Source organism: Bradyrhizobium sp. WSM2793 (genome assembly GCF_000379585.1).
Classification (GTDB): domain Bacteria; phylum Pseudomonadota; class Alphaproteobacteria; order Rhizobiales; family Xanthobacteraceae; genus Bradyrhizobium.
Genome location: NZ_KB902792.1, coordinates 1 through 17,037 on the forward strand (window position 1 = coordinate 1; position 17,037 = coordinate 17,037).

The following is a 17,037-nucleotide window of genomic DNA, read 5'->3' on the forward strand; positions in this document are numbered from 1 at the left end:
AACCGCACCGTCGAAGGGGCTGTCCCCACCCGCCGCGCAATCTCGCGGGTCGGCATCCCGGCCGACTTCAATCTGATCACATCGCGCACATGGCGCATCGCAAACCTCTCCGTCGGCATCCAGGTCCCCCTTCGCAAAGCCGAAAGGCGGACCGTATCGGACCCAGAAGAGGCCTCGTCACCCCGGGCGACATCATCCCGGAATGGTGGGCGAGATCATCTCGGAATGGCGGGCGAGATCAAATCGGAACGGTGGGCGAGATCATTCCGGAATGGTGGGCGACATCGAGCGGAATCAGCAACCTGGGAGCTACGCTTCTACTTGCGCGTCGCGCAAATTGAACCCGGAGACCGGCTTATCCGCGCGAGCGACCCAACGCTCTCGGTGTGCGGAGATGCGGGTTCCGAAGTCAGCGATTCACAGATTGGGCAGACCAGCCTGCATGGGATGGGCTGGCTTGAGGCCTCACACCGGCTTCTGTAGAGGAGAGCCGAAGATCGCTCGCTGATATTCGGCGAGCAGAGCGGGATCCTCAATCGATCCGTGATGACGGAGCTGCCTCCAGACGCCGTTCATCCTCGTGAACCAGCGCGTAGTTCGGAAGCGCAGGTCGATGGTAGTCGACGGTGTCTTGCAGGCGCCCTTCTCACGCCCCACGAAGAGGTGCCAGTCGCTTCCACCTTGCGAGGAAAAGTCATAAAACGTCACGTTCACGACTGCGGCTCCTCCGAACAGCTTGGCACAGCCATTACGGATGGAGGGCCAACCGCGACGAATTCCGCTAATAGGATTGTCCATGCTCGGCACATCGCCTTCCGCCCAATTTACCGCGAGACCATCGAGGTCCCGCGCGTTGAAGAGCGATAAAAAGTCGATCAGCGCATCGAGCGCACCGCCGTCGTTTCACTTGCTTTCGACCTCCGATATCTCAGGGGGAGTTGAGGACATCTGAGATGGCTCCTTTCTTCAGTCAAGGGGGCAATGGGTCACCCTCGTGAGGCCTATCGTGAGATTTTGTTCTCCGTGCAGCAATGACAGTCCCGAGGCTGAACTCGATCACGAATGCTAATGCGAGGGCTTTGGCAACAATTTGCGCCGCAACATCGGCTGCGGAAACAGACCCTGCAGCAGCGCCTGCTCGACTCGGTTCGAGACGGCAGCCTCAAGGCTCGGCTGAGCAGGACCAAGCTCGCAGCAATTGCAACTCTTGCCGGCGAAGCCATGACGATCCGATGCATCACCCATGTGCTTTGCCCCCTTCAGCGTGCGAATTCAAAGATGGCACTCGGCGCCGCCTTGACGGAGCTTGGCGTATCAGCCGGGAAGCGGTACTTCGAAAATGCGCAACGGCCTTCGCGGAAAAGCGATCACCCGGCCTACGGGCGCCAGCAAAGCGCAGCCGATCAGCTCATCCTCGTCGAACTGAAGGCAAGGTATCTGGGTCACCAAGATCCCAATATAGCCCCGCCATAATCTCCAGAGCTTCACGCGCGAGTCCGATCGGCAGATGCTCGTTGGCTGCATGTTGCCGGCATCCAGGATAGGCATGGGGTACCCACAACGTGGGCAAATCCAGCACGTTGGCAAAGATGTCGTTCGGAAGCGATGCTGCAAAATTGGGCAAGATTGCCGGCGATTTCTGCGTCGTCCGAGCGATCGATGCTTGGGCCCACCTAGCCCAGGGATCCGAAGGATCGAGGCGCGTGGCAAGAAAAATGCCATCGTCTGGGCTAAGTGTCACCTGCACCATGTCGAGACCGGACTTCGCGAGGTGTCGTCGAAGCGCCGGTAAAATATCCTCGTGATCAACGCCAACCACGAAGCGGAGCTGACACCGTGCCCAAGCACTCGGGGGAATGGCGTTGATCGGCGCCTGCGGATTTCCGGAAGTGACGGCGAGAACATCAAACGAGCACCAGCCATACACCTGCTCTGCCGGAGTCAGTCCCGGCTCGCCCCAAGCCGGATCGATATCAGGCCCGCCAAGTCCTCCGTCAACGACACAATCGGCAAGCACCCTCCGGACGGAGTCAGGCAGCCCACCTGGAAGCCATTCTGGAATCAGGCTGGATTGCAGGATCGGAAAAGCAGACCGCCCCAATTGCCCGAATAATACTTGCGCATGCCCTGGCCACGATCGTCTCTCCGACCGGCCGCATCCATGCGCTCTCGCGCGCGTCAATTGAGATGTCGAATGTGACACATCCGCGCGAGCCCAGGAATATAGTAGGCCGATGCTCGGATAGACGGGGTCCGTCAGACGCCAAGAAAAGATCGCCGCAGAGGAGGTTCTTGTGCGTCGTGCATAGTTCGCGGAGGCCAGGGGAATCGACCTCTTCGCCCATTTCTATGAGGTATTTCAGGTTGAACCCCAGCCGACCCCTCGTCTCGAGGACAGCGCGGAGGCTGGCAATATTGATGGCATGCTGTCCTTTGTTGTCGGCGATACCACGGCCATACCAGCGATCACCGAGCTTTGCGAGGCGCCAAGGCGATATTTCTGTGGCCCACGATTCGTCCATTCCTCGAACCACATCGCCGTGCCCATATCCGAGCACCGTCAGTAACGCTCCCGCTTCTCTGCGCTCTGCATACAGGAAATCCGTGCCTGCAGCAGTCAAATGCTGCCAATCGCAGCCGAGCTCTTCAAGCATGCAGCGGAGTTCGTTGAGATATTCGACTATCTGAAGTGCTCGTTCCGGATTCTGACTCTCGGAACGAATGGCGACGAGCCGCGAAAGCACGGTCTCGAAGTCCCCAGAATCGAGATGGCTTCTCGCGCGCGAGATTGCGGCGTTCCGGCTCATCTAGGGCACCTCCTTACGCCAAAGGGACCTCAACGGGCGGCCGGAAACACGCGAGTATGCACAGCTTCGATCTCAACGCGGACCCGCTGACCGGATTGGAATAGCGGCCGTCCTGGCTTGACCGGAATCCGCGCGGTCAGCCTCAGCCCGCCCACTTGCACCAAAACGCTCTGGTTGGTGCCGGTGTACGCGGACTCCAGCACCGTCGCTTTGCCCTCGTCATCGATCTCCAAACGGATAAATTCGGGGCGCACTGCGAGCAGCCCTCGATCCTGCTGAGAGAGCACCTGCTCCTTGCGTAGGTCAACACGCAGCCCGAGATCCGGCGTTGCTACTTCAACATTTTCGCCAGACCGGCTTAGCTCGGCGGGCAAGAAATTCGTCTCGCCGATGAAATCAGCGACGAAGGCCGTAGCCGGCTCCTCGTACAGTTCACGAGGAGATCCGAACTGCTGCAGGCGGCCATGCTCAAGAACGGCCACGCGATCGGCCATTGACAGGGCTTCTTCCTGATCGTGAGTGACGAAGATGATGGTGCTGCCTACCTCCTTATGGATCAGCTTGATCTCTATCTGAAGCTGCTGCCGAAGCTTGCGATCGAGAGCCCCGAGCGGCTCGTCCATCAACAGAAGAGGCGGACGGAACACCAATGCACGGGCCAGCGCGACACGTTGCTGCTGCCCTCCCGAAATCTGGCTTGGAAGCCGCGCACCGTAACCGTCGAGCGCGACCAGCTTCAATGCCTTCGTGACCTCACGTTCGACATCGCGGCCGCTCATGCCGCGTCTACGAAGAGGATACGCAATGTTCTCCGCGATGGTCATATGCGGGAAGAGTGCATAGTTCTGGAACACCATTCCAAAACCACGGCGATGTCCGGGAACATCGTTGATCCGGACGCCATCAAGCTTGATATCGCCCGAAGAAGGAATCTCGAAGCCAGCGATCATCATCAGGAGCGTGGACTTCCCGGACCCACTGGATCCGAGCAGGGCGACGAACTCGCCGGGCTCTACCGACAACGAGACGCCGTCGACTGCTTTCACCGAACCGAACATCTTGGTGATCGCGTCGACCGACACCGCGCCCCGCTTGTCCTTGCTGGACACAGGAATACTAGCCGAATGCTCAGCGGTCATCGCTGCAATCATTGTCATGTTGCGTCCGTTTCGAAGATCTGGCGTGGCGTCTTGGTCAGTCGTTCGCCTCGCTCCTGGTCACGACGATGGAATCGCTCATCGCAAGACCTGCGGCCGAGGTATACATGTGGAAGACCATGCCCTCCTCAATCACCCAGTCCGAGTGGGGAGTGAAGCACCGATATAGATCACTCGTATGCTGAGAGACGAGTGGCGTCACTCCAAGCGTATAGCCGGTGATATTGTCGTAGGAATCACGCAAGCCCGCCGCCACAACACCTTCCCGCACGATGCGATCGACGTCGGCAGCTGCCGCACCAGGCCGAAGCGCAGCAATTTGCTGGTCCTGTAGCGAGATTAGGGTCTCCGCAGCCGCCCTCTGCTCATCGGTTGCTCGCCCCACGATGACAGAACGCATAATGCGAACAGTATAGAAGCGCAGGCGAGGCAGGAGCTCGATGCGAACGATGTCACCGTCCGCCAGAGGTCGCTCTTCGAGAAATCCGTGTAGAGAGTCCCAGCCGGATCCGACATTCAGCGGACCGACGAAGCCATCGTCAAACCCGAGTTTGTAATAGGCGCTTGCAGCGGCCCCCGCGACATCGCGCTGGCTCTTTCCACGTTCGATCTCCCTCACGGTCGCTTGCAGGGCGCTGTCCAGAAGGGAACCCGCGCGCTTCATATGGGCGATCTCCTCGGCCGACTTTCGTCCTCTGAGGCTCCATGCAGAGCGTTCGAGATCGCGAATGTCGGAGCCAGGGAGAAGCTCGCGAAGGCGATTGTGTCGCTGAACGGTGAAGGAGTTCGATTGAAAGTCGGCACCGATGTGCTTGTGGGTGATGCTCCGCTCGCGCAAGGCATCTACCAGGGCGACCAGCGGATCATCCCAGTCGCCGAAGCCGACGATATCTTCCATCCAGCTCCGCTGGCGCGCCGGCGGTATATCGAGCTTACGAACCAGAAGGAAGGGCTCGCCCGAGGCCGGCACGACGCATGTACGCCAGAGGTTCTCAGAGACGGTGTAGCTAGACAGCCACGCCATCATCTCCGGTTCATCGAGAATAACGCAGTCCAGCGACGAGCCGCCATCAGCGCCTGAACCAACAACAATCGCCGCCTGTACTCGTCGACAGAGAAGGTGAGATCGCGAACCATGTTACAAACTTTCTGCTCTTAAACTAGCGTAGCGACACCAACGAGATCACCCGTGTGCCAATGCGATGCGACGCGTCCCAAAGTCGTCATCTTCATTGTCAAGCTCCAACCTGCGTCCGGCGTCCTTCAAGGGCTGCTCCGACAAAGAGACGCAATAAGCAAAGTAGAACCAGCACGGCCAGGAACAAGACAGCGATCACCGCGATCTGCGGACTGATCTCCAGGCGGATATTGTCCCACATTCGCGTAGGCAGCGGGGTCGCGGATGGCCCACTCAGGAAAAGGCCAAACACCACGTCGTCGAAGCCCACGATGAAGGCGAATATCGCCGCGCTCGCGAGCGTCGGAAACAGAAGAGGCAAAGTCACGGTCCGTAAGGTGGTTAGAGCTTCGAGGGCTCAACACCGTCCGCCATCAGCGCTGCCTCGAACGTCCCGCCATCGGAGGCCCAGGTACCGGCCATCAACGAACGTCGGCCTGCAAATTTCTGGACATCCCAGACATCAGCCCATGAGTTCGGTGCATTGGATGTAAACTTCGACGCGTCGTACGCGATGAAGAGTGAATAGACGATCGCGGGCACAGTGAACTTGCCGACCTTGACAGGAGAAAACGCCTCCAGGTCGGACTTGTCGAAATAACCGTAGTCGATCGGGAGCAGCAGATTATCTCGCTCGAATGTCGGCGCCTTACCACCGGCAGAATCGTGACGTCATAACGAGGCGCCCCCGCGAGAACGCTCGCGCGCACAGCTCCTGTATCGGTGCGAGGTTGCGCGATCACCTTGATGCCGGTCTCGCGCTCGAAAGGCTCGAAATAGGCTATCCGCTTTGCTTCACCCCAGGACCCGCCGCCGTCATAGACGACGACTTCGCCGGTGCCTTTGGAATTTGAGCGATCGCGGGAGCCGGAAACAGCGAGCGCGTCGCCGCAAGGCCTCCGATGAGCGCGGTGCCCTGAAGAAGTCTGCGTCTCACGATGTCGACCATAGCTGCTCTCCCTTTACCTGATGACGACACTTGCTCCGACACTGCTCGCGCATATAATGTGACGTGCCGGCGGCGGAATTCTCCGTTTTTCATTCCTCCGTGCCGGAAAGTTGCAATCTTGAGGGAAGTTCGGATGACCGTCACGCGCGCGGATCTCGATCGCCTCGATCTCAAGTTGCTGATGTTGCTTCAGGAGAACAATCAGCAGACCTCGGAAGAGCTTGGGGAGCGTGTAGGCCTGTCACCGACATCCTGCCTGCGTCGACTACGGCGGCTACGCGAGAGCGGCGCGATCATGTCTGATGTTTCGATCGTAGCCCCGTCGGTCACGGGAAAGCGGGTGACGTCAATTGTGCTCGTCGCTCTGGAACAGGAACACCTTCCTCTGCTCGACACCTTCAAGAGCCGAATGAGCGGCTATCCCGAGGTCACGCAATGTTACTACGTGACCGGGGCAGCCGATTTCATATTGGTCGTCAATACGGATTCGATGGAAGAGTATGGAGCTTTCACTGAAAGGGCGTTTTTCCCTGACAAGAATATCAAGTCGTTCACAACCTTCGTTGCGATGCAGACAGTCAAGTTCACGACGCGCATCAATCTCGACGTTTCCTGACTGGACGTGCGCGCTCTCTTTGCCGCAGCCTAACGGCTCCCGCTCCAGGCTGAGAGGTCTGTGGGGCCTTCAGTCGCGAACAGCAGAACTTTCGAAGACTGTCCGAGTGCGAGCCTGTCTCGATCTTCGCCAGCTGCTCTGATGAGACCGGCAAATCCCGCCGCTCCCGACTCGCCAACCCGAAGACGCGGATCGTCGGACACGCCTGCATTTAGTAGACGAACCGCATCGGCCGCTTGCTCGTCTGTGACAGTAAGGAAGCCAGTGGACATGGATTCGATGATGGGCCAAACGAGCAACGACGGGCTCTGGCACTCGAGCATGGCCATGTTCGTGGGCGGCCCCGACGGAAGACGTACAGGCCTCTCTGCATGAGCGCTCTCGTAGAGGCATGCCGACCGTTCTGGCTCCACGATCCACAGATGGGTATCGCGCCCGAATAGACCTCGCGCCCAGCCGTGGCCGAACACGCTTGCTGCAAGGCCTCCAACGCCAGCCTGAACCAGAACATGCGTAAATGGCTTTGGTTGTCCCGCCGTCGCTGCAATGATTTCGTCGATCAGGATTGAGTAGCCCTGGACCACGAGCGTGCAGGCAGTCTCATCTTCTCCCGGCCCGACTGTATCCGGGACAGCAATCCAACCGTCCTGCGAAGCTGCCTTGGCCGCGGCCTCGACAGAGTCGTGATAGTCTCCGGCCACACGCACGATCGCAGCGCCGAGCCTGGAGATATGAGCGGCTCGCTCGTCGCTCACGCCTTCGTGGAGATACACGACAGCCCGCGCTCCGATGAGCCTCGCTCCTGCCGATACCGAACGACCATGATTCCCATCCGAAGCGCAGGAAAATGTGAGCTCGGAAAGCATGGATCGCACACCAGGCTCCAACAACTCTACCGGCAGACTCGCTCGTCCCGTCCGTCCCTCAACGTGTTTCATAGCGAGCTTCAGCACCGCGTATGCGCCGCCGAGCCCTTTGAAGCTGCCTATGCCGAGTCGGTGTGTCTCGTCCTTGATCCAGATCTCGCCGACGCCCAGCCTCTCGGCCGTACGCGGCAGAGAGATCAGTTTGGTAGGAGCGTAGCGCGGACAAGCTCGAAGCAGGCAGAGCGGCTCCTCCCCTGCGTTTCGGTCGCACCACCAAGGAATGTGCTTTAGGTCCGAGGACGGACGCAGCAGCATGGGTCGAAGCTGGCTGGATGGATCGGTCGATGCAGCCTTGACAGGCTGTAGGGGCGCTCGCAATTCGTCCTCCCTCGTGTCAGACCATACTTTGGCGAAACCCGATGGCGATTACCGCAAAGTTTGAGCTGCTCGATGACAGAATTGGGCATTGTTCGATGTAAAACGCCCGGTTTGGGCCTGAAGCTCCAGTTACGCTTCGAAGACTCGTGCACTGAACTTGGCCGAACGGGTTCTTAAGTTGAGGAAAGGTGATTTCCGGTGCAGCCGTCTTTTTCACAGCCGACAGGTTATTCGGAATTCGCGGATCTTTCCGATTCCGACGTGGATCGTTTGCGAGAAGATACACCAGGCGTCGCAAATCGACTCCATTTTAATAATGCAGGCGCGGCATTGATGCCGAAGCAGGTTGTCGGCGGCATGATCGAATACCTGCAGCGCGAAGCGGTAATTGGCGGCTATGAGGCAAGCGCTGAGAACACCGCTCGCCTCGACGGCGTATACGACAGCATCGCCCGGCTCGTCGGCTCCAGACGGGACGAGATCGCGCTAGCCGAGAACGCCACTCTGGCATGGCAGCGCGCCTTTTATTCGCTTTCCTTTGGCCCAGAAGACCGAATTCTCACGACCTCAGCCGAATTTGCGGCCAACTACGTTGCGTTGTTGCAAGTAGCGCGTCGTACCGGCGCACGGGTTGAGGTCATCCCTGACGACGCAAATCGTGTTCTCGACCCGCAAGCGTTCGAGCGTATGATTGATGCTCGCGTACGACTGATCGCTATCACGTGGGGTGCCGACCAATGGCGGCCTCGTGAATCCGGCTGAGGCCGTGGGACGGATCGCGCGCCGACATGGTATCCCCTACTTGCTAGATGCGTGTCAGGCGGTTGGGCAGATGCCGATCGATGTCTGTGCACTTGGTTGCGATATGCTTACCGCAACAGGCCGGAAGTTCTTGCGCGGTCCGCGCGGGACAGGGTTCCTGTATATACGTGACGATTTCCTGAAGGGCGTCGAACCTGCCATGATCGACCTGTTCGGAGCACCGTGGGTTGGACCTGAGCGCTACGAACTTAGATCCGACGCGCGACGATTCGAGACGTGGGAAGCAAACTATGCAGCGCGGCTTGGACTTGGGATAGCTGTCGATTACGCGCTTTCGATCGGCATCGAGAGAATCGAACGACGTTGCCGTCTGCTTGCGAATGGACTGCGCGAACTGCTCGCTGCAATCGCTGAAGTGTCGATTCATGACCTGGGAGAACGTCCCGCTTCAATCGTCTCCTTCACAATTCGCAACGTGGGTGCACGCGAGGTCATGCGTCAGTTGGCAGCAGGGAAAATCAATGTGTCAGTCTCGCCGCCAACAAGCACCCCGTTGGACGCAACGCGGAGAGACCTTCCTGATGTCGTTCGCGCGTCGCCGCATTACTACAATACATTCCAGGAGGTTGAAACTCTCGTGTCGGCGGTCCGCCGAATAAGCAGTTGATGGTAGCCTCGCCGAGGCTGCCTAGTCGGAAGCATCGGCGCCCGATCGGGCAGCTCCCTCATATCAAGGTACGACAGCAAGCAAGCCGCTTTACAATTGGACAGCTTCCACCCCGCGAGAGCTGAGAACCTGCCTAAGCTACTGGCCTAAGGCTTCGTTAGGCTGTTACTCCTTGTCACCGTGCTGGTAGCATCCAACTAAGCCATCCCCGACCACCACGAAGCCATCGGCAACGCGGCGACACCCCCTGCCCGCACGTACGACGACACCGCGGCGCCAAACATTGACGCCCACGTGTCGCAGATCGCACCCGATCAGACATTGATGTCGCGGCCACGAGTTTCCGGCAACAACAGCGCACCGACGATCGCCGTCAGGCCGGCAAACACCACCGTGTACCAGGGCCCAGCGAAGATGTTACCGGTCGCAATGACGACCGCGGTCGCGACGAACGGAACGAATCCGCCGATCCAGCCGTTTCCGAGTTGCAGGGCTACGGAAACGCCTCTATGGAGTGCGGACCGGAAAGAGTTCAACGAGAAGCGCTCCGAGCGGCCCGTAAACCATGGTCGCCAGGAAGACCATGGCGAACAAGATGGCCATGACCATGGGCCCGTTGGGCTGCGCCGGCGTCTTTGCCTATGGCAGGCCTTTTTTCGGTCAGCACATTCACAAGCTTGGTTTCGTCGAAGCCTTGATCCGCCGCCTCTGCTGCTGCTTCTGCTGATTATGGAAGGGTGTCGAGGACCACGGTTCAAGTTTGGAAGTCCTGCTGATTCGCTAGAGCTGAAGCTTGCCGAAGGAGAGCCCAATAGAAAGCGAGTGACAACGCCGCTCCAACATCCTCTATTCGTTGGAAAAACGCAGAGGCAGGATGGGATCGAGCTCCTCCTGCTCCAGCGTCTTGGCATCTTCCTTCGCCAGGTACGCCGCCAGAGCTGCAATCCCGGACTCCGGCGGACATCTCGCCGGGGCGGACTTTTTCGACGGCACCTCGCCGAATCTTTCAGCTATTTCGACGCTCATCAAATGGGGTCGAACCGGGCGACCGACGGCACGCTCGATCGTATGGAAGATCCAGGTGCCGTCCGGATCGATGTCCGACCAATGGAAGAGCGGCGTGCGTTCGGACACCATGCCCGCGATCGTTCGCAGCGCCTGTTGGGTGGCGAGCGAAGGATAGCCACCCACGTACATCGTCGTGCCAAGTCGACCAGGGTCCGCCTCGGCAATGTGCCTGTTGAAGCTTGCGAAGTTCTCTATCGTCAGGACGTAAGTCGGAGGCTCCCGAAAGCGGATGCGATCCGCCTCCTTGGGCGTAATTCCGAGATAGTGGGGTGAGGCGCGGGACAGATCGGCCCCATCTAGATCAATCCGCCCCGCGATCAGGAGCGGCGGAGCGAAGCGCTCCAACCCGATGGTTCGCAGCGCCTCTCGCGGGCGGGCGCCGGGCGGAAATTCGAGAATTCCGTTGAGAAGCCGCACGACGACGCCTTCTATGTGCTCGAGCGTCTTGCTGTAACCCACCGTCCTTCGTGAAAATGTTTTGTAATCGACGTCGAGATGCTTGTTGTCCAGGATCGCCTGAGCGAGAGCGAAGGCATCGCGCAGCTTGTTGACATCCGACGAGCCGAATCCATGCCAGCTCTTCCCTCTTCCCCAAGCATCTGTGATCGACGGGATTGCCTCGACCAGGCGCCCGTCCAAGGCGAGGCCGGCGACGAGTCGCATACCAGCATCTTGCGCGAGCTGTCCGGCCGGAACGCGACCTAGATGGCCATAAAGCGCATTGGCCGCGCGCAGCCTGACGTGCGCGATCTGGTCTCGTCTGGCGCCCTTTCCCGTTCCGAGACTGACTGCGCCGGCCTCTTCGGCGCGCGCGATTTGCTTTAGGAATGTGTCGGCAGCTACCACAGAAGAAAACGCGTCGTAGTCCGGATGCGCTATGGGGCTCGCGGCCCCGCCTTCGTACCGGTCGAGGAGGTCGTTCAGTAGCTCGTTTGCGTCAGTGAAGCGCCGCGCCATGGCTACTCGGCGGCAAGGCGCGTGGCGAGCTCATCTTCGGACATCAGATCCGGATCGATCGCCATCAGTTCGCGCTTGGCCTTTTCCTTTAGCGCGACCACGGTCGCCCTCGACTGCTCGCCGATGCGATCCACTTCCACGATCGTGTCCATGTGCTCCAGCACCGCGACCCGCTTCTCGAATGGCGCCGCGATCACGAACTGCAGCCCCAAATTCTTGTAGAAGCTCATCATCTGCCGCTGGTTCTTGCCGTCCATCTTGGAGAAGGCCTCGTCGAACATGGCAAGCGCGAAACCCGAAGGCTTTCCGGCACGCCGCTCCGCGCTGCCGTAGACGGCCGCAAGCGAGGCGCCGATGGCCACGTAGATCGGCACCTGCTGTTCGGCGCCTGATCCGGTGCCGCGCCGCTGCTCCCAGCGGCTCGACCGCCCCGTCGCGACGTCCTCCATATGGATTTCGAAGGTATAGAAGTTTCGGTAGTCCTCAAATTGGGTGAAATCCTTGTCGGGATCCTCGAGCAACGCCTCGAGCGCCAGGATCGTGTCCTTGTGCGGAAAGTCGTCGGGGACGTCGCCGCGGAACAGCATCTCCAACGCCTCCGGAGACGTCTTGCCGATCTCGATGATCTTCAGGATCGGTTGGAATTCCACCACCTGGGTCCGGTGGAACGAATAGCGCTCGTTATGGAATGGGTGGGCATGCAGACTGCGGGTCAGGGACTGCAGATCCCGCTCCATCTTGCCGATCCGCGAAGTCAGCGCGTTGATGAACTCCCCGCGCAGCAGCGTGGCGGCCTTCTCGGCCGCTTCACGCGCCTGCCGTTCGTACTGGCGCAACTCGTTCGACTCGATGTCGTCGATCAACTGAGTCATCCAGGGCTTCACCTCCTGGAGAGGCTCGCTCTCGATGCCCACCTGAGAGCTGACGCCGAACTCCCCGAAATACACCTCCAGCGCCTCGCGCACCTCCCGCTCGATCTCCCTGCGCTTGTCGTTCGCCGCCTCGACATCCTTGGCGGACTTCTCCGCAATGACGCGATGGCGTTCGACCTCGTTCTTGTGCGGCCGGGCGTCGAGACGCGCCCGGTGCACGGGGCGGCCTTTCGCCACTGAGTAGAGCGAGAGGTTCTTGGCGAAGAGCGACCAAGCGATCTTCAGGTTGAGCTGAGAGCCAGGCACGTTTTCACCATCGCTCAACCTGCTTCGCGCTGTCCTCACCTCGCCGTCGTGCTTGTTGAAGGCATCCTGCTGGGTTTTGCGCTCGGCGAGCCTTCTCTGCTTGAGTTGGTGCTGGGCCAGCTTTTTGTCCCGGAGGCCGCCGTCGCTAGCGCCGTTGAGGGCCGCAAGCCTCGCCTGCGCGTCCGCTGCCTCGGCTTGGGCTGCGGCAAACGCCGTGGCTGCGGCCTTCAGGTCGTTGGAAGGGGCATCACAGAGCGTCTTCAGCGCCATGAAGGCGCTGTCGGCGATTTGAGCTTCCTTTTCGGCCAGCGCCAACGAGTCCGCCAGATCTTCGGCTCGGTCCTGCAGGGCGCGCAGCGCGCTCGCCTGCGCCGCCTTGCCGATCTTGTGCTGCGACGGGTCGATCGACCGATGCGTCCGGACGAGACCGTCGTCGTAAAGGCCGTCCTTCATGATGGCGCGGCCGGGCCTATTGAACTGGTCCAGCGTGTCGGCAAGCCGAACCGAGCCGTACCGGCGCATGATGAACGAAAGCGCGTCCGGATCCTGTGTCCGGAAGATCGAGGGGAACGTTCCTCGCTCCGGCTTGGCCCTGAACTGTTCAAGCTTATTGAGACTCACAAGGGAGGTACGGCGGAATTCGCGGCGTCCTTCCTTGAAGATTCCCGTGGCCACTCCGATCTGCGTCCGGTCGACGAACACCGCATCGCGGTCGCGGCCAAGTAGGGCCTCCGCGGCTCCTGCCCATTCGGACTCAGCGACTTCGATCAATTCGCAAAGCACGCGCGGCGCCATTCCCTTCTGCCGAAGCCGTTGGCAGAGGAGTTTCGTATCATCCTCCAGGTGCGCTCCGGGTCCTCCGGATGCATGCTGCCGGATCCGCTCGAGGAGCTCGTTCCGCTCGCTGCGCAGCTTCGACACCTGTGCGATGATCGTCTGACGCCCCTCGTCCACTTTCGCGAGCCGCTGCGCGCCCAAGCCCGTCACGGCAGCTTCCGCGGCAGAGAGCTCCCCGGAAACTGAGGTGACGGAGCTCGTCCCTGCGGCGGCAAGGAGACTCTCGATGACGGGAATGAGATCGTCAAATCCGTGGCCAGCCATCGCGCGCAGCGGCCGCAGCCGGCGGATGGTCTCGAGCCGAGCCTTGAAATCGGAGGTCGCGCGGTGCGCTGCCTGCTCGGCTACCGAGGCGCTCTGCTGCAGCGACTTCCTGCCGGTCTTGGCGTCGTGCTGGGCGATGGCCTCGGTCAGTCGTTCGATCTCGTCGTCGATCGCCTTGATGTCGTCGTCCAGGAACTTGAGTTCGCCAGTGGCGGCGTCGCGCTGGGCCGTAGCCAGTCGCAGCTTGTTCCTGAATTCGCGGTTGGCGGCTCGCGCAGCGAGCCATTCCGCGCGCTTGGCGATCCACTGTTCGCGGAAAATGGCTTCGAATGTCGCCTCCAGGCTGGCCAGGATTTCCCTCAATTGCTTGAGTGCCTCCAGCTTCAGGCGCATCTTCCGGATGGTATCGCTGATGTTGCGGTAGGTCTGGATCGACTCGCGCAGCTCCTTGATCCCGATCGGACTGTCCTCGAGGATGTAGTTCCGCACGAACTGAGTGGCGGTCTGATTGTGGTCGAGTGTCATGGCGTTGACGATCGACTTTTGCAGCGCGCTCGCGTTCTGCTCGCCCCACGGCGAGTGCGGCAGGAGATGCCGCATGTACTCGCGGACGTAGTCGCCCGCCCGGTCGCGGTGATTGACGAAATTCGCCTCGCCGACCGCGGCGACGATCCTGGCGCGCACGTCGTCCCACTGCGCGGGGTACTGCGACTTTCCTTTCTGTTCGATGAAGTCCTTGGAGGTCAGGATCGCTCCAACCGCGACGAACAGTGCAAGCACGATCTCCCTGGTGTCTGACTTTCGGGCCTCCAGTGCCATGCCGATGGTGACCGACGGCCGCTCTCCGTCCGCGTCTTCGAAGCCGAGCGCGATGTAGGTGCGCGCCTCGTCGCGCCGCCGCTGGTCTTCGCCGAGAGCTCCAAGACAGTAGTCGACGACGCTGCGTTTCGAGGCGCTGCGAGATTTTCCGCTGTCGCCGGCGACCGCGTTCAGGCGCAGGAAGCGGCGGCTGCCGCCCGTGAGAACGACCTGCGCCATGTCCAGGATCGTCGATTTGCCGGAGCGGTTTTCGCCGAGCACGCCGACGTGACCCGCCACTTCGATGTCGGCAACATCGAACAGATGCCAGTTCACCATCGTGAGATGGCGGAGCTCCATCATGTCTCTCCTCCCGCCCTTTGCGGGAAACGAGCCTCCTCGCTGCGGACGTAACGCTCCAGGCGCTGAAGGGCGTCACCGCCGCTGATTAGCTTGATCATCGGGCGAATTCTGACCTCCCAATCCTGCTGCTCGTCGTCGAAGTCGCCGATCTCGACCAGGTTGCGCTGGGCGACCTCGCGCAGGATGTCGCGGAAACGGGCTGCGGAGATCGCCCCTCCGCCACTGTGCTGGGCCATCTCCCTATAACGGTCGAAGAGGTCGTTCAAGGTCGCCACCACGACCGCGCGATCTTCGACCGCGCCGATGTTGACCTCCTGTTGCCAATATGCCGCCAGCACCAGCACCACGATGGTTTCGTCGAGCTTCATCCGGGGCAGTGGCACGTCCTCGTCCATGGCGACGATGCCTGCCCACTGCGCCTCCGGATCGCGATGCACGCGATAGCCGCAACTGTCAAAGAAGCCGTCAATCACATCGCGGAAGCGGCCGTCCATGATCGTGTTGAAGACGCTACCGGTCCTGGGGTCTCCCGCGAACACGAATTGTCGGCGCAACAGGAAGTGCAGCGCCTTCCGGAGATCGGCCGCCTTCTCGGCGCCGGAGGAATTCTCGATGTTCTCGAATTCGCTAAGCATGGACCGTCCTGCCCTTCCGGAGCGGGCCCGAACGCCGGACCAGGAAGTTGGCGCACCGAAGCCAGTCGCTGTCGTGCGGCGGCGTGTCTGGACACGGCTCGAGTTCGAATCCGGCGGCGATCTGCACCGGCACTTCGCCGGTCAGCGCATAACGACGGGCGCAATCGAATGCGAGAAAGTCGTCCACGGTGTCGATCTCCATGAAGCGGGCTTCTTTGGTCGCGAAGGGAGGTACCTGCCCTTCGAGAAAGCGTCTTACGTCCTCGGGGTTCGGCGCGATGCGCGCGATGTATTCGAGACGGAGTTTCTTGCGCAGCTCGTACAGCGGATCCGATGGCGGTCCGGCGAGCGCCCTCGCCTCGACGGGGCGGCGCGGCTGCCTGGTCGGCGCCTGATGATGCTCCGACCAGGGTGACCGCAGCGGCTCGACGCTCCACTCGACGGTCGCCTTGTCGTGCCGGCCGTCGCGCAGGAGCGCGTCCAAGCGACGTACCAAGTCGCCGGCCCGTCCGACGAGCCCCTGGGCTCCGCGTTCGGCGTATTTGATCGTGTTGCGGACCCGGGCCTCGAGCTGCCTGCGGAAGGTCTCGATCCGATCGAACATCTCGCCGATCTGCTCGAAGATGTTTTCGATCGCCAACAGATCGTCCGCAGCGGCCATTCGCCCGTCCTCGACATCGGATGCCATACTGGCTGCCACGTATTCCTCGGCGAGCACCTGCATGGTCTCGGGGGTGTAGGAGACCCGTCGGGCGAGGTCGACGATGGCGTCGCGGAACCGGTACGGATGGTTGACGGTCAGGATGGACTCGAAATCCTTCAACAAGAGCTGGTCGACGAACTCTTCGAAGAAGGCCTCCAGGCGAGTGCCCACTGTCTTCGACTCCATGACCGTCCGGCGGATGCGCTTCAGGTCGGCGAGAATTGCCCGCAAGCTCTTGGTGAACTGGTCGGCCTGGTTGCGCGCCTCGCGGACAGCTAGTGCGGCTTCGCGCTGCTTGCGGTCGGTGATCTCGGGCGTGAGTTTTTCGACTGCCTCGAGATTGAGACGGATCTGCACGATCAGTCCGCCGAACCGCTGCGAGAGATCCTTGTTGAGACTAGCCAACCGCTGGATGACGAGGAGTGGTCCCATCGCCATGTCGACGGTGACCCTCAGACCGTATTCCTCCTCCTCGAGCCATCCCCAGGCGAGTAACCGCGCGTAGAGCTGCCGTGCCAGGCCGAGTGCTTTGTCGCCCTTCTCGGAGGCGAGCGCGACATCCGCCTTCCGGATGCGGCGGCGGCCCGCCGAGATCATTTCCGGCAGCGCGCCGAAATCATCGCCCTCGTTCCACAACGCAGGATTGGCTCGCATGACGTCGTAGACGGCGTGGACGACCTGTTGGGGCGTCGGAAACGCCGGCGCGCCCGAAAAAAAGCGCTCATGGAGGTCGAGCAGACACGCTGCGTACAGGTGTTTGTGATCGCGCGAAAAGGCCAGAAACGCTTCGTCATGCAAATGGCGGAACAAGGACAATGGGCGCTGCTCCTTGGACCGGCTTCATCCCGAAGGACT

General features: G+C 60.8%; 13 protein-coding genes and 3 pseudogenes. 3 read left to right on the top strand and 13 right to left on the bottom strand.

Features of this window, described 5'->3' with window-relative positions; translation table 11 throughout:
* Positions 1 to 465: 465 nt before the first annotated feature.
* The 7 genes and pseudogenes from A3AS_RS0125080 to A3AS_RS50115 form a co-directional block, all read right to left on the bottom strand.
* Positions 466 to 948: pseudogene (locus tag A3AS_RS0125080) on the bottom strand (nuclear transport factor 2 family protein).
* A gap of 460 nt (positions 949 to 1,408) precedes the next feature.
* Positions 1,409 to 2,017, bottom strand: a complete 609-nt coding sequence (locus A3AS_RS49190; RefSeq protein ID WP_245283273.1) for a hypothetical protein — start codon at positions 2,015 to 2,017, stop codon at positions 1,409 to 1,411.
* Positions 2,018 to 2,030: 13 nt separating this feature from the next.
* On the bottom strand, positions 2,031 to 2,807 hold the full coding sequence (locus A3AS_RS49195; protein ID WP_245283274.1) for a M20/M25/M40 family metallo-hydrolase: 777 nt from the start codon (positions 2,805 to 2,807) through the stop codon (positions 2,031 to 2,033).
* A 29-nt stretch (positions 2,808 to 2,836) separates the two neighbouring features.
* Positions 2,837 to 3,964: an ABC transporter ATP-binding protein gene (locus A3AS_RS0125095; RefSeq protein WP_018320312.1), complete on the bottom strand. Its 1,128-nt coding sequence runs from the start codon at positions 3,962 to 3,964 to the stop codon at positions 2,837 to 2,839.
* 37 nt (positions 3,965 to 4,001) lie between these two features.
* Positions 4,002 to 5,057, bottom strand: a complete 1,056-nt coding sequence (locus A3AS_RS0125100; RefSeq protein ID WP_371260714.1) for a M24 family metallopeptidase — start codon at positions 5,055 to 5,057, stop codon at positions 4,002 to 4,004.
* A gap of 142 nt (positions 5,058 to 5,199) precedes the next feature.
* Positions 5,200 to 5,475 (bottom strand): annotated as a pseudogene (locus A3AS_RS0125105) (ABC transporter permease); the annotation flags it as partial.
* An 8-nt stretch (positions 5,476 to 5,483) separates the two neighbouring features.
* Positions 5,484 to 5,765, bottom strand: coding sequence for an extracellular solute-binding protein (locus A3AS_RS50115; protein WP_371260715.1), 282 nt, complete (start codon positions 5,763 to 5,765; stop codon positions 5,484 to 5,486).
* Between the two features lie 458 nt (positions 5,766 to 6,223).
* Here A3AS_RS50115 and A3AS_RS0125120 point away from each other — a divergent pair, with 458 nt between their 5' ends.
* Positions 6,224 to 6,706 (top strand): Lrp/AsnC family transcriptional regulator, encoded by a 483-nt coding sequence (locus tag A3AS_RS0125120; protein ID WP_018320317.1) that lies wholly within the window; start codon positions 6,224 to 6,226, stop codon positions 6,704 to 6,706.
* Between the two features lie 29 nt (positions 6,707 to 6,735).
* Here A3AS_RS0125120 and A3AS_RS43785 read toward each other — a convergent pair whose 3' ends face one another.
* Positions 6,736 to 7,887 (bottom strand): diaminopropionate ammonia-lyase, encoded by a 1,152-nt coding sequence (locus A3AS_RS43785; RefSeq protein ID WP_018320318.1) that lies wholly within the window; start codon positions 7,885 to 7,887, stop codon positions 6,736 to 6,738.
* 396 nt (positions 7,888 to 8,283) lie between these two features.
* On the opposite strand from A3AS_RS43785, the pseudogene A3AS_RS43790 reads away from it, so the two are divergent.
* Positions 8,284 to 9,379 (top strand): annotated as a pseudogene (locus tag A3AS_RS43790) (aminotransferase class V-fold PLP-dependent enzyme).
* 314 nt (positions 9,380 to 9,693) lie between these two features.
* Here A3AS_RS43790 and A3AS_RS49200 read toward each other — a convergent pair.
* Positions 9,694 to 9,915 (bottom strand): hypothetical protein, encoded by a 222-nt coding sequence (locus A3AS_RS49200; RefSeq protein WP_026202332.1) that lies wholly within the window; start codon positions 9,913 to 9,915, stop codon positions 9,694 to 9,696.
* Positions 9,916 to 9,962: 47 nt separating this feature from the next.
* Here A3AS_RS49200 and A3AS_RS49205 point away from each other — a divergent pair, with 47 nt between their 5' ends.
* The gene (locus tag A3AS_RS49205; protein ID WP_245283275.1) at positions 9,963 to 10,106 is read left to right on the top strand and encodes a hypothetical protein; all 144 of its coding nucleotides are present in this window, start codon (positions 9,963 to 9,965) and stop codon (positions 10,104 to 10,106) included.
* A 119-nt stretch (positions 10,107 to 10,225) separates the two neighbouring features.
* On the opposite strand, the gene A3AS_RS0125150 is transcribed toward A3AS_RS49205, so the two are convergent.
* The 4 genes from A3AS_RS0125150 to A3AS_RS0125165 are packed head-to-tail and all read right to left on the bottom strand — an operon-like array spanning position 10,226 to position 16,998.
* Entirely contained in the window at positions 10,226 to 11,404 is a 1,179-nt protein-coding gene (locus tag A3AS_RS0125150; RefSeq protein WP_018320320.1) for a Wadjet anti-phage system protein JetD domain-containing protein, read from the bottom strand.
* A gap of 2 nt (positions 11,405 to 11,406) precedes the next feature.
* Positions 11,407 to 14,844 carry an SbcC/MukB-like Walker B domain-containing protein gene (locus A3AS_RS0125155; protein WP_018320321.1) on the bottom strand — a complete coding sequence of 1,146 codons (3,438 nt, stop codon included), beginning with the start codon at positions 14,842 to 14,844 and terminating at the stop codon, positions 11,407 to 11,409.
* Positions 14,841 to 15,479, bottom strand: coding sequence for a DUF4194 domain-containing protein (locus tag A3AS_RS0125160; RefSeq protein WP_018320322.1), 639 nt, complete (start codon positions 15,477 to 15,479; stop codon positions 14,841 to 14,843). Before A3AS_RS0125160 ends, A3AS_RS0125155 begins: the two co-directional genes overlap by 4 nt.
* Positions 15,472 to 16,998 carry a Wadjet anti-phage system protein JetA family protein gene (locus A3AS_RS0125165; protein WP_018320323.1) on the bottom strand — a complete coding sequence of 509 codons (1,527 nt, stop codon included), beginning with the start codon at positions 16,996 to 16,998 and terminating at the stop codon, positions 15,472 to 15,474. Before A3AS_RS0125165 ends, A3AS_RS0125160 begins: the two co-directional genes overlap by 8 nt.
* Positions 16,999 to 17,037 lie beyond the last annotated feature (39 nt).